Source organism: Luteolibacter sp. Populi, assembly GCF_040801775.1.
Taxonomy (GTDB): domain Bacteria; phylum Verrucomicrobiota; class Verrucomicrobiia; order Verrucomicrobiales; family Akkermansiaceae; genus Haloferula.
Window position 1 is genome coordinate 3995702 of sequence record NZ_CP161812.1, and the last position, 19019, is coordinate 4014720.

General features: G+C 65.2%; 16 protein-coding genes and 1 pseudogene. 11 read left to right on the top strand and 6 right to left on the bottom strand.

The window, feature by feature from the left end; translation table 11 throughout:
- Positions 1-82 precede the first annotated feature (82 nt).
- On the top strand, positions 83-997 hold the full coding sequence (locus tag ABWK72_RS16335; protein ID WP_367870636.1) for an FAD:protein FMN transferase: 915 nt from the start codon (positions 83-85) through the stop codon (positions 995-997).
- Between the two features lie 110 nt (positions 998-1107).
- On the opposite strand, the gene ABWK72_RS16340 is transcribed toward ABWK72_RS16335, so the two are convergent.
- A complete protein-coding gene (locus ABWK72_RS16340) occupies positions 1108-1977 on the bottom strand; it encodes a LysR family transcriptional regulator (RefSeq protein ID WP_367870637.1) in 870 nt (289 codons plus the stop codon).
- Positions 1978-2058: 81 nt separating this feature from the next.
- On the opposite strand from ABWK72_RS16340, the gene ABWK72_RS16345 reads away from it, so the two are divergent.
- Genes ABWK72_RS16345 through ABWK72_RS16355 form a run of 3 tightly spaced genes read left to right on the top strand, consistent with a single transcriptional unit; the run spans position 2059 to position 4347 of the window.
- A complete protein-coding gene (locus tag ABWK72_RS16345) occupies positions 2059-2478 on the top strand; it encodes a thiol-disulfide oxidoreductase DCC family protein (RefSeq protein WP_367870638.1) in 420 nt (139 codons plus the stop codon).
- Positions 2479-2509: 31 nt separating this feature from the next.
- Entirely contained in the window at positions 2510-3535 is a 1026-nt protein-coding gene (locus tag ABWK72_RS16350; RefSeq protein WP_367870639.1) for a permease, read from the top strand.
- Positions 3532-4347, top strand: a complete 816-nt coding sequence (locus ABWK72_RS16355; protein ID WP_367870640.1) for a DUF1980 domain-containing protein — start codon at positions 3532-3534, stop codon at positions 4345-4347. Before ABWK72_RS16350 ends, ABWK72_RS16355 begins: the two co-directional genes overlap by 4 nt.
- 233 nt (positions 4348-4580) lie before the next feature.
- On the opposite strand, the gene ABWK72_RS16360 is transcribed toward ABWK72_RS16355, so the two are convergent.
- Both ABWK72_RS16360 and ABWK72_RS16365 read right to left on the bottom strand, forming a co-directional pair.
- Positions 4581-6047: an IS4 family transposase gene (locus ABWK72_RS16360; protein WP_367870641.1), complete on the bottom strand. Its 1467-nt coding sequence runs from the start codon at positions 6045-6047 to the stop codon at positions 4581-4583.
- 194 nt (positions 6048-6241) lie between these two features.
- Positions 6242-6748: a pyridoxamine 5'-phosphate oxidase family protein gene (locus ABWK72_RS16365; RefSeq protein ID WP_367870642.1), complete on the bottom strand. Its 507-nt coding sequence runs from the start codon at positions 6746-6748 to the stop codon at positions 6242-6244.
- 271 nt (positions 6749-7019) lie between these two features.
- Here ABWK72_RS16365 and ABWK72_RS16370 point away from each other — a divergent pair, with 271 nt between their 5' ends.
- The 6 genes and pseudogenes from ABWK72_RS16370 to ABWK72_RS16395 all read left to right on the top strand — a co-directional run bounded on the left by ABWK72_RS16370 (position 7020) and on the right by ABWK72_RS16395 (position 15382).
- Positions 7020-8441, top strand: a complete 1422-nt coding sequence (locus ABWK72_RS16370) for an IS4 family transposase (RefSeq protein WP_367870643.1) — start codon at positions 7020-7022, stop codon at positions 8439-8441.
- Between the two features lie 498 nt (positions 8442-8939).
- A complete protein-coding gene (locus tag ABWK72_RS16375) occupies positions 8940-11687 on the top strand; it encodes a PAS domain S-box protein (protein ID WP_367870644.1) in 2748 nt (915 codons plus the stop codon).
- Positions 11684-12310 (top strand): response regulator, encoded by a 627-nt coding sequence (locus ABWK72_RS16380; RefSeq protein ID WP_367870645.1) that lies wholly within the window; start codon positions 11684-11686, stop codon positions 12308-12310. The genes ABWK72_RS16375 and ABWK72_RS16380 overlap by 4 nt, the downstream gene beginning before the upstream one ends.
- A 606-nt stretch (positions 12311-12916) precedes the next feature.
- Positions 12917-13414, top strand: a pseudogene (locus tag ABWK72_RS16385) (S46 family peptidase); the annotation flags it as partial.
- 73 nt (positions 13415-13487) lie between these two features.
- Positions 13488-14903 carry a S46 family peptidase gene (locus ABWK72_RS16390; RefSeq protein ID WP_367870646.1) on the top strand — a complete coding sequence of 472 codons (1416 nt, stop codon included), beginning with the start codon at positions 13488-13490 and terminating at the stop codon, positions 14901-14903.
- Positions 14904-14911: 8 nt separating this feature from the next.
- Positions 14912-15382, top strand: coding sequence for a tRNA (cytidine(34)-2'-O)-methyltransferase (locus ABWK72_RS16395; protein ID WP_367870647.1), 471 nt, complete (start codon positions 14912-14914; stop codon positions 15380-15382).
- Between the two features lie 137 nt (positions 15383-15519).
- Here the strand turns inward: ABWK72_RS16395 and ABWK72_RS16400 are convergent, their stop codons facing one another.
- The gene (locus ABWK72_RS16400; protein ID WP_367870648.1) at positions 15520-16053 is read right to left on the bottom strand and encodes an SUKH-3 domain-containing protein; all 534 of its coding nucleotides are present in this window, start codon (positions 16051-16053) and stop codon (positions 15520-15522) included.
- Positions 16054-16170: 117 nt separating this feature from the next.
- On the opposite strand from ABWK72_RS16400, the gene ABWK72_RS16405 reads away from it, so the two are divergent.
- On the top strand, positions 16171-18243 hold the full coding sequence (locus ABWK72_RS16405; RefSeq protein ID WP_367870649.1) for a TonB-dependent receptor: 2073 nt from the start codon (positions 16171-16173) through the stop codon (positions 18241-18243).
- Position 18244: 1 nt separating this feature from the next.
- Here ABWK72_RS16405 and ABWK72_RS16410 read toward each other — a convergent pair whose 3' ends face one another.
- Together ABWK72_RS16410 and ABWK72_RS16415 are read right to left on the bottom strand one after the other, a co-directional pair.
- Entirely contained in the window at positions 18245-18622 is a 378-nt protein-coding gene (locus ABWK72_RS16410; RefSeq protein WP_367870650.1) for a PIN domain-containing protein, read from the bottom strand.
- Positions 18619-18891, bottom strand: coding sequence for a hypothetical protein (locus tag ABWK72_RS16415; RefSeq protein ID WP_367870651.1), 273 nt, complete (start codon positions 18889-18891; stop codon positions 18619-18621). Before ABWK72_RS16415 ends, ABWK72_RS16410 begins: the two co-directional genes overlap by 4 nt.
- Positions 18892-19019 lie beyond the last annotated feature (128 nt).

Sequence of the window (19019 nt, forward strand, 5' to 3'; positions counted from 1 at the left end):
AGGGTTTTGGCCGGGTGCGAACCTTACATTGTATTCACATTTAAACTTTCTGCAATTCTCAAAGTTCGCCAGAATCGCGGGCGTGAGACTGATCGCCGCCCTAGCATTCCTAGCAGCCGCCCAGGCGGAGGAACAGCGCTTCCACTACGAGCGGCCGCTGATGGGCACGCTCTTCGCCGTCACCTGCTACGGCACCGATGAGGCCGCTGCCAAGGCCGCCGCAGGCGAAGCTTTCCAAGCCGGAATGGAGGTGAACGCAGTCGCCTCCGACTACCTGCCCGACAGCGAGCTGATGAAGCTGAGGCCAAGCAAGCCGGTGAAGGTTTCCCCGCTTTTCGCGGAGCTGTTAGATGCATCCTTCACCAAGGCGCGCGAGACGGAGGGAGCCTTCGATCCCACCCTCGGCCCGTTGACCAAGCTCTGGCGCGAAACCCGCAAGACCAAGCAACTCCCACCTTCCGGAGTCCTCGCCAAGGCCCGCGCCGCCTGCGGCTGGCAGGACGCGGTCTGGAACCGCGAGGCGGGGACGCTCCTGCTCAAGAAGCCCGGCATGCAGCTCGACCTCGGAGCGATCGCCAAGGGCTTCACCGCGGACCGGATGTTCGCGATCATGAAGCAGCGCGGCTTCCCGCGGAGCTGCATCGCGGCGGGCGGGGACCTGCGTCTCGGCGATCCGCCGCCGGGCAAGCAGGCCTGGCGCGTCGGGCTCCAGACCTTCGATCCCGAGCAGCCGGAGGAGGTCGTGGAACTGGAGAACTGCGCGGTCTCCACTTCCGGGGACCTCCACCAGTTCGTGGAGATCGGCGGCAAGCGATACTCCCACATCATCGACCCGCGGACCGGACTCGGCATGACCACGAAAGTCGCCGTCAGCGTCATCGCCCCCAGCGGCACCATCGCCGATGCCCTCGACACCGCCGGCTGCGTCGTCGGCGCGGATCAGGCCGAGGCCCTCGGCCTGAAGTTCGGCGCAACCCGCGTCGTGGTGCGGAAGTAACCCGTAGCCCCGGACGGCACACGCGTGGTGCCCCGGACGGCACGCCACCCGTAGCCCCGAACGGCACGCAAAGGTATTCCCTCTTAAGGGTACCCCCTTAGGGAATTCCTCTAACTCGCTTTTGCGCGCTTGCGCAGACCATCCAGCACCTGCTCGGCGAGCGGACCGATCTTGCCACGCCAGGCAGCGGCGATGACCAGCTCGGGGCAGTCCGGAATCTCCCATACCTGCGTGCCCTTCGGGAAGACGATGCCGGGCGCCTTCACGCTGAGACCGGCCCCGAAACCACCGGCGACGTAGGCGTGGACGAGTTCGAGGGAGTTCACCTCGATCCGCGGCGACCATTCGAGCCGGGCCTTGGCGAGGGCCTTGGCGAAGAGCCGGGCCAGCGCGGTATCCGTGGACGGGCGGATCAGCGGGAAGTCCACCGCCATGCCGTGGATCCCGGAGCGCGCGATCTTGTAGCCGGATGGCAGTAGAAGGACGAGGGGCATCGAGATCAGAATCTCAGTCTTGATTCCCGATGGCGGACGCGACTCCAACTCACATACGGCCAAATCCACCTCCTCCCGCTCCAGGAGGTCGAAGGCGCCACGCTGGTCGGTATCGACCAGGCTCAGCTCGAGGTCGGGCTTCTCCTTGCGCATCGCGGCCAGCACGTCCGGCAGGTGGCGGCGGATGATGGTGGCCGGCGCGGCGAGCCGCAGGCGGCGCGAGGCCCGGCCGGCGATGCGGTTCGCGACATCGGGCAGGGAGACGAAGAAGGGCGAGAGGAAGTCGTAGAGGTCGTGGCCCGCGGGGGTGAGCTTGAAGGGCCGGCGCTGGAAGAGCCGGACCCCCAGCTCGCTCTCCAGGATCGAGATCTGGCCGCTGATCGCCGGCTGCTGGATGCCGTAGGGCATGCTGCGGGCGGCGGCGGTGATGCCGCCGTGGCGCGCGACATGGTAGAACAGCTCGAGGTGGTGGAGATTCGGCGTCACGCAGGCCATTCAATCGTGCCGGAAGCCGGGGGCACGAAAATTCCACGCCGCGGTCAGGGCTTCTCCATGCTAGGATGCGGCATGGCGGAGGGGGAAATCATCACGGTGGCCTATGACGGCGAGTGCCTGATGTGCAGCCGCGGGGTGCGTTTTCTGGCGGAGCATGACGGGCAGCGGCGGTTGCGCTTCGTGGCCTTGCAAACGCCGCTGGGTAGGGAGATGGAGGCGCGGGCGGGGACCGAGCGGCTGAGCACGGTGATCATGAAGCAGGGGGAGCGGGTTTTCACGAACTCCGAGGCGGTGCTGGTGGCGCTGAAGGGGATGGGCGGGATCTGGACGCTGCTCGGGAAGCTGGGGACGATGATCCCGGAGTCGTGGCGGGACCGGCTCTACCGCTACATCGCGCGGAACCGCTACCGGTGGTTCGGGAAGAGGGATACGATCTGCGCGCTGCCGTCCGAAGCGCTGCGGGAGCGGCTGATCGACGGCGAGCGGGTTTGACAGGTCCGGCGGGGGCACCTTTCCTGCCGGGGTGTCGGCCGACCAAATGCAGGATTTCTCCTTCGCTTTCCTGAGCATCCTGTTCGAGGGGGCACCTTTCATCCTGGTGGGGACGCTGATCAGCGGCTTCATCGACATCTACATGCCGCCGGGGATGATGGACCGGCTGCTGCCGAAGCGGACTTTGCCGGCGATCCTGGTGGCGGGGCTGCTGGGGATCATCCTGCCGGTCTGCGAATGCGCGGTGGTGCCGGTGATCCGGCGGCTGGTGAAGAAGGGCCTGCCGGTGTCCTGCGCACTGACCTACATGCTGGCCGCGCCGATCGTGAACCCGATTACGGCCTTCAGCACCTGGAAGGCTTTCAGCGGGCTGGAGATGACGCTCGGCGGGACGGCCTATTCCACCAGCCTGGTGATGACCGCCTCGCGGCTCGGGCTGGGCTTCCTGGTGGCAGTGGTGGTGGGCTTGATCGTCTCGCGGATCCCGATGGTGAAGATTCTGCGGCAGCGGCTGGTGGACAGCTTGCAGAAGGAGGAAGCGCCCAAAGCACACGATCACGAGCATGCCTGCTGCGGTCATGATCACGGGCATGAGCACCACGATCATCATCACGCTCACGAGGAGGATGGGCCGAACCGGCTGGTGGCGGCCTTCCGCTCGGCGATGCGGGACTTCGTGGATGTGGGGGTGTATTTTTCGATCGGGGTGGCGATCACGGCGCTGTTTAACACGGGCATCGCGCCCGGGGCGAAATGGCTCGGGACCCTGGCCACCAACGATGCAGCGGCCCCGGCGGCGCTGATGGTGCTGGCCTTCGTGCTGAGCCTGTGCAGCACCTCGGACGCCTTTATCGCGGCGACCTTGGACAAGTTCACCTACGGCGCGAAGCTAGCTTTCCTGGTCTTCGGGCCGATGCTGGACGTGAAGCTGATCTTCCTTTATCAAACGGTGCTCAAGCGGCGCTTCATCTTCTTGCTGGCGATCGGACTGTTCGCCGGCATCTGGGTGGGGGCGATTGCCTGGCAGTCCATCATCACCCACCTTGCGACCCCGTGAATGCGAAGCTGCAGCGCGTTTTGTCCTCGCTCGCCCTTACCGCATGGGGCGGGGTGCTGGTGTATTTCCACGCCAGCAGCCGGATCACGAAGTATCTGTCGGAGGACTTTCATCCGCTGGTGCTGGCGGGCGGGCTGGGCTTGATCGTGGTGGGTTTGTTCAACCTGCTGACGGCGACCCAAGCGGCTGACTGCGGGCACGATCACGGGCCGGAAGATTCGCATGACCATGAGAGCCTGGATCTGAATCCGATGGCGGCGTTCGCAATCCTGCTGCTGCCGCTGGGATTCAGCGTGGCTTATACGAAGGATGCGTTTTCCGTCGGCGCCTTGGCGGCGAAGGGGCTTTACGATTCGCCGTCCGAGAGCCGTTCCACGGCGCTGGATTCGCTGCTGCCGAAGCTGACGCGGGAGATCATCGAGAAGCAGCACCCGAAGAATTCGGCGGGCTTCCACGAGTTCAGCTTGATGGAGCTGTATTTCAGCAACGGCGATCCGGAGATGCGGGATCTGGTCGGCGGGATGGCGGTCGAAACAGAAGGCCGGATGGTGAAGGACCCGGAAGGGGGCGGGAAGCAGAGGCGGCTGTATCGGCTTTTTATCACGTGCTGCGCGGCGGACAGCCAGGCGATCCCGATCATCGTGCGGTTCAATGACGAGGTGCCGGATGTGGAGGAGGGCGCGTGGATGATGCTTTCGGGGACGATGCGGTTTCCGGATGAGGGGGAAGGGCCGATCCCGGTGCTGGAAGTGGACTATGCGCAGGAAGGGGTCGCTCCGCCGGAAGAGGCGTTCATGCGGGGGAAGTTTTAGTAGCGTGGCTCTCCAGAGCCGCGGATGAGGGCGCCCACGCTCACGTGGAGTTTCGATTTGTTCGACCCGTGTTCCCGGATTGCCATGAGGAGGTTGGTTCGGAGCGCTGGGAGTCGCGGCTCGGAGAGCCGCGCTACTTCTTGGGGCGCTTCGTGCCGTGATTTGAAATCGGAGCTTATCTGGTGCTTCACGGCAGCGAGCTGCCTGCTGAAGGCGGTGACAAGTCCTGCCCGTTACCCACAACTTTTCATTTTAAAGACTCGCCACGCCTGCGCGAGGGTCCGCAGCTTTGCGAGGCCCCGCCACAGCACTTCGGGGCCGGGTTCCCCGTCGCTCTTCCTCCCAAGGAATCCGCCCAGCCTCGCGATCATCCGCACCGCTTCGCCGGTCGCCGGCGGCCGTTCCGGCGGCGGCCCGCCGCCCGCCGCGTGCACCGGGAGCACCTCCCATTCGTCGCGCTCCAGCCAGCCTTCCACGGGGAGCCCCGGGCTGATCCGCGCCTGCCAAACCAGGGACAGCAGGTGCACCGCTACGACCATGTCCAGCGCGATGAAGGCCTTGAGCTTCTCCGCCGCGCGCACCTGCCGGCTTTCCACCCGGCAGCCGGTCTTGAGCACGCGGTGGAAGTCCTCGATCCGCCAGCGCAGGGCATACCAGCCGACCAGCCGCGCGGCGTCGCCGGCGTCCGCGACGGGTTCGGTCGTCAGCAACTGCCAGCACACCGGCTCCACGCCCGGCGGCGGGTCGATCTCCCGGACTTCCAGCGCCCACAGTTCCAGGCTTTCCGACAGCCCGAGGTGTTTCTTCTTGTGGGCGGGCACCGCCAGACGGACCCGCCCGGCCCGCACCGCGAGGGTGGCCTTGCGCGCCTTGAGCCCTTGCTTTCCCCGCGGCAGGTCGACCACGAGGGTGGCCGTCACCGGCAGCGCGGCGGGGGTCTGCCACAACGGCGTGCCGCCGTCCTCAAGCTTGCGGTCGTGCTGGCTGCGCACCAGCAATCCGGCTCCGCCGCCGCGTTGCGCGCGGGTTTGCTGGCAGGCGGCGAGCAGTTCGTAGATGTCGGCCTCGCGGTCGGCGACCGACAGCACCGCGCGCGTGCCGCCGAGGTCTTCCCACAGCCGCTGCGCCTCGTGCCAGCCGCCGACCCAGCGGTGGCTTTCCTTTTCTTCCAAGGGCTGGCGGTTGCGCTTGCCGGCGGGCTCGCCGGCACCGCGGGGTTGCCGGGCGTAGACAAGGGCCGAGGCGAGGCCGTGGACCGCGCCGTCCGTGCCGACCACGAGCTGGCCGTGGACGAAAAGGCCGGGGGAGCGATCCTTGCCATGGCCGGCGGTGGGGCCCAGGCCTTCCTTGCTACGATGGTTGTCGTAATTGAGCGCGGTGGTGTCCTGCAAGACCAGCAGCGCGGTTCCCTCGTCCCCAGCCCGCAGCCGATCCAGCATCGCGGCGCGGTGGGCGGCGAGGATCGCCCCGCAGTTGACCTCGGGCTGGTCGAAGAGCCGGTAGCAGGCCTTGGTGCCGGACCAGTCGCCGCAAGCGGCGGGAACCGGGGCGGTGGGATTTCGTGCGAAGTCGGAGGCCACACGCACAAAGCGTCGGCTGCGGCGAGGGTCGCCGCAATCCAAGGTTGCAAATTCGGTTCCAGCCCAGGAGAGGGCGGCTTGCGGGTCGGGAGGATTGAGGTCGGAAGAATCGAGGTCCATCCGCGAAGCTGATGTAAACAGTCGTTTAGTACCAGCGCGATTTAAGTACGACCTCGAAAAGTTGTGGGTAACGGGCAGGACAAGTCTCCGCAGTCCAAGGCGGCGGTGCCGCGAGACCTCTACCGCTGCGCCTACCGGCGAGTCCGCCTGAAGGTGGGACTACGTACCCTTGGGGGCGGGCTTTGAGGGACCGTTCAGGGCTTGAGGTCGCCTTCGATGCCAATGTCCTGGGGGTGGCCGGTGACGGCGCCGAGGAGGATCTTGGCCATGGCGACGAGCTTGCCGTCCTTGACGTCCCAGTAGTGGACTTTCTCGGGACAGACTCGGATGAGGGTGAGATTCGGGTCGTCCTTGCCCTGCGGGAACCAGGTTTTGACCATGCTGCTCCAGAGTTCGTCGACCTTGTCGATATCGTTGGTGATCTCGGCGGTGCCGTAGACGGCGAGGTACTCGTGCTTGCTGTTGTTGGAGAAGATGAGCTGGACGCGCGGGTCGGCCTGGACGTGGGAATTGTGGGCGCTGTCGGCACCGCTGAAGAACCAGAGGCAGCCTTCGTCATCGACGTCCTGGACCTGCATCGGGCAGAGGTGCGGCGGAACCCCGGCGATGTTGGTGGCGAGCATGCAGGTCGGGGAGTCCCCGACGAGTTCGCGCATTTTTTCGACGGCCTCACTGGCGACAAGATTTTGAGTGGTTCCCATGGCCTAACACGCTCGCCCGGAGGGAATGGCAGTCAAAGGAAAGTTTCCCTAGCCCGCAAGGAGGCCTATTTAACGGCACGAGTTGGCAAGACCGGCCTCCCGGTCCCCCTTCAGGGGACGTAACCCGTACGACACCCTACCCCGGGCGATGCCCTGACCTTTATACACAAGTCCGCGCTCCGGCATGAAATCCGCCGGTGCAGTTTGCGGGAAATAAATCTGTACGAGTGTTTGAAGCCCTGCACAATGCACGCGCTGTTGGATTTTTGGCGTGGCTGACGACATTACAGGCGAGTTCGGCAACGCGGATCTGAAGGATACGCGGCGCGACCGGCGCTTGCCCAAAGTCGCCGCGGCGCTCGCCGCCTTTCCTTCCAAAAGCATTGCCGCCGCCACCGGCGGCAGTGGCGAGATGACGGCGGCCTACCGCCTGCTCAATTGTCCCGACGTCACCGCCGCGGCCGTGCTGGCCCCGCACCGCGAGGCCACCATCGCCCGCTGCGCGGCGCACCGCCGCGTGGTGGTGTCGCAGGACACCACCGAGCTGGATTTCACGCACATGACGGCCACCACCGGTCTGGGCCCGCTCAACGACAAGAACCGCAAGGGTCTCTACCTGCACGCGCTTTACGCGGTCTCGGGCGAGGGCCTGCCGCTTGGCACCCTCGATGCGGCGATGATCATCCGCGATCCCGCCACCTTTGGCGATGCCAAGGTCCCGCACAAGCGGCGGCCGGGTAGTGACAAGGAAAGCCGGCGCTGGGTCGAAGGCTATGAAAAGACCAATGAAGTGGCCGTGCTGCTGCCGGACTGCGAGGTGATCTCGGTGGGCGACCGCGAGGGCGATATCTTCGAACTCTATGCCGCATGGCACGCTGCCGTGGAGCGGGGCGGCCCCTGCGCCGGGTGGATCATCCGCGCCAACCAGGACCGCGCCCTGACAGGCACGCTGCATGATAACCCGGCGAAGCTCTTCGCGGCGCTCGCCGCGGCACCGCTGCTCGGCACCCATTCCTTTGAAGTGCCGGCCTGGAAGGGCACCAAAAAGGTCAAGGGCAACCGGGTGCCCTCGCAGCGCAGCGCGCGCACGGTATGCCAGGAAGTGCGGGTGATGGAAGTCACCCCGCGCCCGCCCTACCGCAAGGGCGTCAAGCTGCCGCGGGTCTCCTTCTGGGCGGTGCTGGCGGAAGAACGCGATCCGCCGGACGGGGAAGATCCGGTGCGCTGGCTGCTGTTGACCAGCAAGCCGGTGGCGACCCTTGAAGAAGCGCTGGAGATCATCGGGCTTTACCGGCGGCGCTGGGACATCGAGGTCTTCCATAGGGTCCTCAAGACCGGCTGCCGGGTGGAACGCATCCAGCTCAAGAGCGGGCAGGCGCTGTGCAACGCGCTGGCGATCCATCTGGTGGTCGCGTGGCGGATCCTTTACCTGACTCATCTCGGGCGCGTGGTCCCCGACTTGCCCTGCGGCAGCGTGTTCGAGGAAGCCGAGTGGCGATCGGCGTGCGCCGTGGCCAAACGCGACAAGGCGGCGGGCGAGCCGTCGCTTGCCGAGTTCATCCGCATCGTCGGCAAGCTCGGCGGCCACCTCGGGCGCAAGGGCGACGGGCCGCCCGGTGCACAATCCCTGTGGCAGGGGCTGGCTCGGGTGAGGGACTTCGCGTGCGCGTGGCGCGCCTTTCACGACGAGTGAAAGGGCCCCGGAGGAAGGCGGGCGGCTCAGCCGCACCGCCCGCCCGCGCGTGCCCGGATGACGCGTGCCACGCCGGAAGCGGAGGCCTCGTGCTGGCAAGCAGTGATCCACTCGCCGCCGTGACGAGCGACGGCCGCGCGGACTTGTGTATAAAGGTCAGGGTTGCACCCGGGGCTGTCTCCCGGCCGCCTCTTCAAGGCTCCGGACGCTCTGCGAACGATGCCGCCTTAACCGAGCACCATTTCCCTCCCCCCTAAAAAGCGATCAGCCCGTGATGAGTCGGAGGAGTCGACCACGGGCTGATGGGGAGGCTTACGCTGTAAGGGTGTCTGCTTTGAAGGGTGTTGCTCTCTGGGGGGATTATCCCGGGGGGGATCGGTTGGGGGGGTGTCCGGGGGAACGACGCGGATGCTGGCCGGAAGTCGCGGGGGCGTAAATGGATCGAAAGGTGTAGTGACGGCTTCTTTTCATCAGCAGGTGAATCCTGCATAAACCGGTATGGCAAGCGGCACTGGCAGCCCGGCAGCGATGGCAGCGGACCCGACGGCATGGTTCCGGGTCGCGTTTGCGCGCAGTGCCGACGCCATGATTCTGGTCGATGCGGAGAGCGGGAAGGTGGTCGAGGCGAACGAAGCGGCGTCGCGGACCGCGGGTTATGCGAGTCCGGAGGCGATGGTCGGAAGATTCGCGGGCGACCACGCGCCGGAATTCCAGCCGGACGGACGGCGCTCCGATGCGGTGGTGAAGGAGATGATCCGCCGCACGCTTGAGAACGGGAGCCATCGCTTCGAGTGGCAGGTGAAGGTGCCGGATGGGACGATGACCTATCACGATCTGGTCACGACCGCAGTTCCGCTGGAAGACCGGACCCTGGTGCTGGCGACGGCGCGGGACATCGGCGATCACAAGCGGACCGAGGACGAGCTGCGGCTGTCCGGGAGCCGCTGGCTGAGGGCCTTCGAGCAGAGCCCGGTGAGCATGCAGGTCTTCGCGCCGGACGGATCGACGCTGCAGGTGAACAAGGCCTACGGCGAGCTCTTCCACATGACTCTGGACGAGCTGAAGGGTCATAGCATCCGCAAGGACCAGCAGCTGGAAGCTGCAGGGGTGCTGCCGCTGATCGAGAGAGCCTTCGAGGGCGGGGTGGTGACGATCCCTCCCCTGCCCTTCGAGCTGCGGGCGCATCCGGAGCAGAAGGCGCGCGGGCTGCGCTGGATCGGCTCGACGATGTTCCCGGTGATGGATGCACGCGGGCAGCTGATCGAGGTGGTGTGCATCCATCGCGACGATACGGCACGGATCGATGCCGAGACCGAAGTGCGCGAGCTGACGCAATCGCAGGAGCGGCTGATCGAGGAGCGCACGGCGGAGCTGAGGATCTCCGAGGAGCGGTTCAAGCGGCTCTTCGATTTCTCGCCGCTGGGGATCGCGCTGGTGGATGAGCACGGGCACTTCCAGGACACGAACTCGGCCTTCGCCGACATGCTTGGCTACACGCCGGACGAGTTGGTGGCGCTGAACTACTGGGACATCAACCGGGTGAAGCATTTCCCGGGCGAGCGGACATTTTTCGACAAGCTGCAGGGCACCGGGCGCTTCGGGCCCTTCGAGAAGGAATACGTGCGCAAGGATGGCAGCACGCTGCCGGTGTTGCTGCACGGGATGCGGGTGCTGTCCTCGACCGGCGAGGTGCAGATCTGGGGAATCGCGCAGGACATCAGTGCGCGCCGCCAAGCGGAACGGGCGCTGCGCGAGTCCGAGGAGAAGTTCAAGGCGCTCTTCGAATTCTCCCCGCTGGGGATGGCGCGGGTGGCTTGGGAAGGCGGCTTCCTGCAAGTCAACGAATCCTTCGCGCGGATGATCGGCTACTCGGTGGAGGAGACGCTGAAGCTGAGCTACTGGGATGTGACGCCGCCCGAGTACGAGGCGCAGGAACTGCTGATCCTGGAGACGGTGCGGGCGAAGGGAACCTTCGGGCCTTTCGAGAAGGAATACATCCATCGCGACGGGCATCGGGTGCCGGTGGTGCTGAGCGGGATGCTGATCCGGACCCACGACGGCGAGGACCAGTTGTGGGGGATCGTGGTGGATACGACGGAGCGGACGCGGGCCGAGCTGGCGCTGAAGGAATCCGAGCGGAAGTTCCGGGCGCTCTTCGAGACCTCCGCGCAGGGGGTGATGCTGCATGAGAACCAACTCTTCTCCGCGGTGAATCCGGCGGCGGCCAAGATCTTCGGCCGCGAGCCGGAGGAATTGGTGGGAATGCATCCGAGCGACTTCGCGCCGGAGTTCCAGCCGGATGGAGAGAGCTCGGTGGTCGCCGGGCAGAAGTATCTGGAAGATGCGCTGGAGCACGGGACCACGCGCTTCGAATGGGCGCAGCTTCATCGCGACGGACATGAAGTGATGATGGAGGTGACGCTGACCTGCATCGAGCGCGGCCGGAACGGACTGATCCAGGCGGTGGTGACGGATATCTCCGAACGCAAGCGGGCGGAGATGGAGCTGAAGCGGGCGCTGGAGCGCGAGCGCGAGCTGAACCAGCTCAAGAACAACTTCGTCTCGATGGTGTCCCACGAGTTCCGGACGCCGCTGGGGATCATCCAGTCGTCGGCGGAGATCCTGGCGGACTACCTGGAGCGGCTGGATGCGGCGGAGCGGACGGAACAACTGCAATCGATCATCAAGAACTCGCGGCGGATGGCGGGGCTGATGGAGGACGTGCTTTTGTTAGGCCGGCTGGATGCGGGGCGGTTGGTGTTCCGGGCCGGGCCGCTCGATGTGGGCGCGCTGTGCCGGCGGATCGTGGACGAGGTGAACTCGACGAGTTCGGCGCGTTGTCCGATCCGCTTCTACATGGCGGGGCTGCCGGAGGAGATCCAGGCGGACGAGCGGCTGCTGCGGCACATCCTGATCAACCTGCTGAGTAACGCGGTGAAGTATTCGGAGGAAGGCGCGCCGGTGGTCTTCCAGGTGATCGGCACCGCGGAGGAGCTGCGCTTCCACATCCGCGACCGCGGGATCGGCATTCCGGCGGAAGACCGGGAGCGGCTTTTCGATGCCTTCCAGCGCGGGTCGAACGTCGGCCAGCGACCCGGCACCGGGTTGGGGCTGGTGATCGTGAAGCAGAGCGTGGAGCTCCACGGCGGCACGCTCGACGTCGAGAGCGAAGCCGGCGCGGGCACCGCCGTGGAGGTATCCATCCCACTCTGCCCCCAACTCCCCCTGCCACTCACCCATTCATGAAGACGATCCTGATCATCGAAGACGAGCCGGAGATGCGCCGCAACCTGGCGACGATCCTGCGCCTCGAACAATACAACACGCTGACGGCGGAGAACGGCCGCGCGGGGATCGAGATCCTGAAGGAGCAGATCCCCGATATCATCCTGTGCGATGTGATGATGCCGGAGCTGGATGGCTACGGGGTGCTGAAGGAGGTGCGGGCGCTGCCGGCGACGGAGGCGACTCCCTTCATCTTTCTAACAGCGAAGGGCGAGAAGCCGGACATCCGCGCGGGGATGAACCTGGGGGCGGACGATTATCTTACCAAGCCGGTGGCGAAGAGCGACCTGCTGACGGCGATCAAGACGCGGCTGGAGCGGGCGCGGCAGGCGGCAGTCCCGGAATTCAAGCCGGACTTCAGTTCGCCGAAGATCCTGGAGGAGGGCTTCGGGCTGACGCCGCGGGTGGCAGAGACCTTGTTGTGGCTGTCGCAGGGGAAGACGAACGGGGAGATCGCGATCATCCTGGGGATCAGCGAGGCGACGGTGAAGAAGCATGTGCTTGAGATTTTCTCGAAGCTGGAGGTGGAGACGCGGACGGCGGCGTGTTTGAAGGCGGTGGAGGTTTTGAGCGGGGGGCTTTGAGGGGGAGCAGGCGAACATCGAACGTCCAATTTTGAAGGGAGAGGCGGGGAGGGATCGAACCGCAGAGGCGCGAAGGCCGCGGAGGGGACGCGGGGAAAAGGCAGGTGCCGAGTGAGCAGTGAGCAGTGGGCAGTGGGAGAGATTGAACCGCGGATGCGTGGATGACAGAGAGAGCGTAGTGGGTGGCTTCGTCCGCCTTCAGGCCAATTCCTGTGAGGATTCGCGGGCGGGTGTCCGGAATGGGGGTCGCGTCGCGACCGTGGACTGCGTGCAGCCCGCTGCCGTGAAGCGCGGGAGCGCTCCTTATCCCGCTCCGTCCGCGGCTCGCCACACCCGGTGCTTCGCCTTTGCAGCGCCCCTTGCAGCAGGCTGCATCGGGACAGCGGCAGCAGGCTGCGCGCAGTCCACGGCGGCGAAGCCGCGGAAGACACCTACCGGTGAGGCCGCCTGATGGCGGGACTACATGCCCTTGAGGGCGGGCTTTGAGGGACCGTTAGTGAAGGTTTGCACGGGGCGGCGGGGTATCTATGGTCTGCGGGCATGCGGACGATGTGCTTGGCTGGGATGGTGTTGGCGGCGGCCTGCGGGGCGAAGGCGGATGAGGGGATGTGGCTGTTTACGAAGCCGCCGGTGGAGAAGGTGAAGACGTCCTATGGATTTGAGATCACGCCGCAGTGGCTGGAGCATTTGCAGAAGTCCGCGGTGCATTTCGGGGGGGCCTCGGGGTCCTTCGTTTCGGCGAACGGGCTGGTGCTGACGAACCATCACGTGGGCGCGGGGATGATCGAGAAGCTGAGCACGCGGGAGAAGGATTTATACAATAACGGCTTCTACGCGGCGACGCTGGAGGAGGAACTGGCCTGCCCGGATCTGGAGCTGAACGTGCTGATGAGCATCGAGGATGTGACGGCGCGGGTGCGCGCGGCGGTGAAGCCCGATGATACGCCGGAGGCCGGGGCAAAGGCGCGGCGGGCGGTGATCGCGGAGATCGAGAAGGAGTCGCTGGATGCGAGCGGGCTGCGCAGCGACGTGGTGACGCTCTATCAGGGCGGGGCTTATCATCTCTACCGCTACGACCGGTATACGGACGTGCGGCTGGTCTTCGCACCGGATGCGCAGGCGGCGACCTTCGGCGGGGATCCGGACAATTTCGAGTTCCCGAGGGTACTGCCTCGATATGAGTTTTTTCCGCGTCTATCGCGACGGGAAGCCGGCGAAGACGCCGCACTTCCTGAAGTGGAATGCGGCGGGGGCGAAGGATGGCGAGCTGGTCTTCGTGGCCGGGCATCCGGGACGGACGAACCGGTTGAACACGCATGCGGAGCTGGTGGCGATGCGCGACGAGGCGCTGCCCTTCCGGATGGAGCAGATCTATCGCGGCGAGGCGGTGCTGGAGGCTTGGGCAGCGCGGGATCGCGAGAACCGGCGGCGGGCGACGGGTGCGATCACGGGGATCCGCAACGGGCGCAAGGCGGTAGGAGCGCGCTTGGAGGGGCTGCTGGATGCGGGCTTCATGAAGCGCAAGGCGGAGGCGGAGACAGAGCTGAAAGAGAGCTTTTTTGTGAGCGGCAACGACGAGGCAGATAAGGCCTTCGATCGAATCGCTGCGGCGGAGAAGGAGGGGGCGGAGATCGGGATGCGCGGGCGCTTGTTGAGCGAGGGCAATGGCTTCGGGACGTCTTTGTTCGGGATCGCGCGGACCTTGCTGCGGGCGGCGGAGGAAAGGCCCAAGCCGAACCGCGAGCGGTTGCGGGAATTCCAGGATGCCGGGAAGGTGTCGCTGGAGCTGGACCTGTTTTCCGACGAGCCGATCTACCGCGACATGGAGACGGAGAAGATGGCGAGCGCTCTAACCGTGTTGTGCGGGAAACTGGGCGCGGACGATCCGCTGGTGGCGAAGATCATGGCGGGGAAGGCCCCTCGGGAGCGGTCTGAGGAATTGGTGGCCGGGACGCTGCTGACGGATGTGGGGCTGCGGAGGAAGATTTATGAGGGTGGCAAGGAGGCGCTGGCGGGTGTTCAGGATCCGATGCTGGAGCTGGCGAAGTTGGTGGATCCCGAGGCGCGGGAATTGCGGAAGCGTTTCGAGGCGATCGATGAGACGGTGAAGCAGGCGCACGAGAAGATCTCGGCGGCGCGCTTCGCTCTGGAGGGTGACTCGAATTATCCGGATGCGACCAGCAGCCTGCGCCTGGCCTATGGCGTGGTGAAGGGTTACCGCGAGGGAAGCACGGAGGTGCCGTCCGCGACGACGCTGGGTGGATTGTTCGCGCGCTCGGAATTGCAGGGGCATGTGTCGCCCTTCCAGCTGCCTACGACCTGGGCAGGGATGGAGAAGAAGATTCAGAGCGATACGCCTTTCAACTTCGTGTGCACGGCGGACATCACGGGCGGGAATTCGGGCAGCCCGGTGGTGAACAAGGCGGGCGAGCTGGTGGGCCTGATCTTCGACGGGAACCAGGACAACCTGAAGCTGGGCTTCGGGTATCAGAGCGGGAATGGCCGTGCGGTCTCCGTCCACTCCGGTGGGATGCTGGAGACGCTGGACAAGATCTACGGCGCGAAGCGGTTGCTGGAGGAGATCACGCACTGAGGCCCGCGATGTTTCACATTGTCCTGATTGCACCCGAGATCCCGCACAACGCGGGAGCGGCGGGAAGGCTGGCGCTGGCGACGGGATCGCGGCTGCACCTGGTGAAGCCGCTGGGCTTCTCGCTGGACGACAAGCATGTGAAGCGGACGGGTTTGGACTATTGGAAGGATGTGGATTTGCGGGTGTGGGAGTCCTTCGAGGAATTGAAGGCGGAGGCTTTGCCCGAGGCGCGCTACTGGTACCTTAGTACCAAGACGACGCGGGCGCACTGGGATGCGGATTTCCGGGACGGCGATTACCTGGTCTTCGGCTGTGAGACGCGGGGACTGCCGGAGGCGATGGTGCAGGCGGCGGACGAGCATGGGATCCGGATTCCGATGGAGGAGGGCGGGACGCGGAGCCTGAATCTGTCGACGGCGGTGGCGATCACGCTCTACGAGGCAGTGCGGCAGCGAAGCCGGGGGGAAGGCGGATATTAGAGGAGTGGCTCAAGAGCTTGACTCTCTGTTAGTCGCTCGCTTAGCGACAGCCTGGTGACCGAAGCAGAGCTTCAGCCTGCCCACCGGGCCGCGCCGTTTTCGTGAGGGTGAGGGAGCTGCCGTGAGACCGAAGCCCTTCAGTCGAGATCCGACTGGCTGTAGTACCATGATTGCTTCTCCGGCATGCGCTTTCCGGAGAATAGGCCGGTGAGGAAACTATCGATGTCGTCCGCCATCCAGTCCACCCGGTAGTCCCGTGGAGGGTCGTAGCCGGTTGCGCCATCGACATAGACGCGTCCCGCTTCATCCATGAGCACGCCGAGTCCGTCGTCCTCGAAGCGGTTCGTCCAGCCGACCAGGAACAGCGGCTCATTGACAAGAGATCCTATGATCCTGTGCGAGGCGCACAGCGAGTCCTCCAGATGGCCGAAGATGATGATCCGCCCGCCGGATCCAATGTTCAGTCCTCCGAACTCGGACAACACGTTGACGCCGGCCGATGGGAAGATCGTGTCGAATCTGGATACGAACTCTTCGAGTCGCGCGGGCTCCCAGATCCGGCCCTGGTGCCACCCGGCCTCGCGGAGGGGAGTCAAAACCGTGGCGGGAAAGCGGCCGCTGACCTTGCCGGCCAGTCGTAGGGTCTCGGAAAGGAATTTGAAGATGTTCACCGTGGTCGTGGATTCGGATTCTGATGCCCGCTTGTATCATGCGGGAAAGCTGCCTGAAAACCTTCCCGGAGTTTCCGATTGATGGGAGGCGGGATCTGGCGTTTGTCAGCGCTTGAATTGAGAACAAAACTTTTCGCGATTCTGGGGGCAGGGACGGTGGCGGCCGGGGCGCAGGACGTGCTGTCGGAAATCACGGTGCTGGCGGAGCGGCGGGCGGGCGAGGCGGAGGACATTCCGGGCTGGACGCTGCAGGAGTGGGATCGCGAGGAGATCGCGAAGGCGGCGCCGCGGACGCTGGATGAATTGCTGGCGAAGGAGCCGTCGTTTTCGCTCTACCGGCGGCAGACTTCGCTATTCGGGAATCCGACATCGGCGGGGGTGAGCCTCCGGAATACGGGCGCGACGGCGGCATCCCGGACCCTGGTGCTGCTGGACGGGATTCCGCAGAACGATCCCTTCGGCGGTTGGGTGTATTGGGCGCGGTATGAGCCATCGACGCTGGAGTCGGTGCGGATCGTGCCGGCGGCGCAATCGGTGGTGTGGGGGAACCAGAGCCCGGCGGGGGTGGTGCAGATGAGCAGCCAATCGCCCTTCGAGGAGCGGCATTTGCTGCGGGTGGGCGGGGGCAGCCAAGGGACGGTCTCGGCGGCGGCGACGCACACGCTGGTGGCGGACGATGGCTCGCTGGGGGTGACGTTTTCGACGTTCGGGTTGCACTCGGATGGCTTCGATGCGGTGATGCCGTGGCAGCGCGGGACCCTGGACCGGCGGCTGGAGATCGATGCCTACGGGGCGGATTTGAAATTCGCGTGGAAGGCGGCGCCGGGGGTGACGGTGGAGCCGATGTTTTCGTGGTACGAGGAAGATCGTGGCAACGGGACGCCGCTGGCGCAGAACTCGACGGAGGCGCTGGATTTCGCGCTGCGGGTGACTTCGGAGGATGATGGCGGGGTCTCATGGCAGGCGCTGGCGTATCATCAGCGGCGGAGATTCGAGTCGATGTTCAGTTCGGTGAATGCGACGCGGACGGCGGAGAATCCATCGCTGGATCAATTCCATGTGCCGGGGAACGGGACGGGCGGGGCGCTGACCCTGCAGTGGGATCCGGAGGGGCCGTGGTCGGTGACGGCGGGGGCGGATGTGCGGCAGATCGACGGGGCGACGAACGAGAACGCGTCGTTCATCGGCGGGCAATTCACGCGGCGTCGGGAGGCGGGTGGAGAGCAGGGATCGGGCGGGGTTTTCGTGGCGGCGGGGTATGAGGCGAAGTCGAAGACGCGGGTGGATGCGAGCCTGCGGATGGACGGCTGGTGGCTGGAGAACGGGCGGCGGCTGGAGCGATCGCTGGTGACGGGGAAGCCGCTGCGGACGGATTTTCAGGAGGATCGGGACGGGGTGGAACCGTCCTTCTCTCTGGCGGTGAACCAGCCGATCACGGAGAGCTTGAAGGCGGGGATTTCGGCGGGGACGAGCTTCCGGCTGCCGACGCTGAACGAGCTGCACCGGCCGTTCCGGGTACGGAACGATATTACGGAGGCGAATCCGGCGTTGGATCCGGAGAGGTTTTATAGCGTGGAGGGGACGCTGGATTGGCAGGCGACGCGGGAGCTGAGTTTTGATGCAAGCGTCTTCCATCACTGGATCCGCGATGCGATCGCGAACGTGCCGATCACCGATCCGGCGCAGATCGCGGCGATCTTCGGGACGATCCCGGCGGGTGGGTCGGGGCAGCAGCGGCAGAACGTGGACGAGGCGCGGGTGCTGGGAGTTGAGGCGGGCGTGAAGTGGGAGCCGCGGAAGGAAGTGACGCTGGGGCTCGACGGGATCTGGAGCGAGACGGAGTTTTCGGAATCGGGGAAGCAGCCTCTGTTAGAGGGGAAGCCGTTCCCGCAGGCGCCGGACTTGCGCTTGATTGCGTCCGCGGATTGGCGGGCGACGGAGCGTGTGACCTTATCGGCGGGGTATGAGTATGGGTCGCACCAGTTTGATGATGCTTTGGCGGCGCGGCGGATTCCGGGGTATTCGAGCGTGCGGATCGGGGCGAGCTGGCAGGCGCGGGAGAATTTGCTGCTGAGCGCGCGGGTGGATAATCTCTTCGACGAGGAGATCGCGACGGGTTTGAGCACGGACGGGACCCGGACGATCGCGGGGCCGCGGGCGCTGTGGGTGGGGGCGGAGTGGGGGTTTTGAGTTACCACGCCAGGCGCTGGATGCCATCGATGAAATCGAAGTGGCGATCCGTTGACAGGATCGGAAGCGAGTGCTGCCGTGCCAAGGCGGCAGTCCAGATGTCGTTATGAAGGATCGGACGGCCTTTGCGTTTGAGATGGTCGGCAATCCAAGCGTAGTGCTCGAGAGTCTGCGAATCGGGGAAGAACACCGGTATGGTGGATTCGAGGCGATGGATGAGTTGAAGGCCTGGATTTGGCTTTGATGATCCCAGTAAACCGTAACGAAATTCCGCAGCGCTTATGAAGGAGAGCATGATTTGATTCGCCGCGCCGATGACTTTCAGGAGCGCCGGGTTCCGATCAGCCATCGCTGAAACGGCATTGGTATCGAGGATCATGGATGCTCGTCCTTCTGAAATTTCAGATCAGCCGCGTCTGCCTCGGCGACTCTGCTTTCAATCGTCGCGATCATCTTCTTCGGGACACGGGGTAACTCATCGAGGAGCGCCATCCACGGCTTGGCGGCCGGAGGGCTATCCTGCGTTTGACTGGCCAAGCGGCTTTCGACGGCTTCAGTGATGAAGCGCTTCAAAGAGATTCCCCGTTCCGCAGCTCTTGCCTTAGCCTTTCGAAAAACGGGATCGGGCAAATCGACAGTCGTCTTCATGGCGTCCACTTTCCCGCTTTTCCGCTTTTCCGTCAATCTCCGACGTTGGGAGAACTTGCATCGCCGGTGATTTTCGCTCTGTCGAAAGACACGGAGGGAATTTGAAATCGGGGTGATCCCTCGTAAGG

Bases quoted from the DNA above. Each gene is read 5' to 3' on its own strand.
- ABWK72_RS16375 (WP_367870644.1), top strand. From the start codon at position 8,940: ATGGCAAGCGGCACTGGCAGCCCGGCAGCGATGGCAGCGGACCCGACG.
- ABWK72_RS16390 (WP_367870646.1), top strand. From the start codon at position 13,488: ATGAGTTTTTTCCGCGTCTATCGCGACGGGAAGCCGGCGAAGACGCCG.
- ABWK72_RS16345 (WP_367870638.1), top strand. From the start codon at position 2,059: ATGGCGGAGGGGGAAATCATCACGGTGGCCTATGACGGCGAGTGCCTG.
- ABWK72_RS16360 (WP_367870641.1), bottom strand. From the start codon at position 6,047: ATGGACCTCGATTCTTCCGACCTCAATCCTCCCGACCCGCAAGCCGCC.
- ABWK72_RS16365 (WP_367870642.1), bottom strand. From the start codon at position 6,748: ATGGGAACCACTCAAAATCTTGTCGCCAGTGAGGCCGTCGAAAAAATG.
- ABWK72_RS16395 (WP_367870647.1), top strand. From the start codon at position 14,912: ATGTTTCACATTGTCCTGATTGCACCCGAGATCCCGCACAACGCGGGA.
- ABWK72_RS16380 (WP_367870645.1), top strand. From the start codon at position 11,684: ATGAAGACGATCCTGATCATCGAAGACGAGCCGGAGATGCGCCGCAAC.
- ABWK72_RS16415 (WP_367870651.1), bottom strand. From the start codon at position 18,891: ATGAAGACGACTGTCGATTTGCCCGATCCCGTTTTTCGAAAGGCTAAG.
- ABWK72_RS16410 (WP_367870650.1), bottom strand. From the start codon at position 18,622: ATGATCCTCGATACCAATGCCGTTTCAGCGATGGCTGATCGGAACCCG.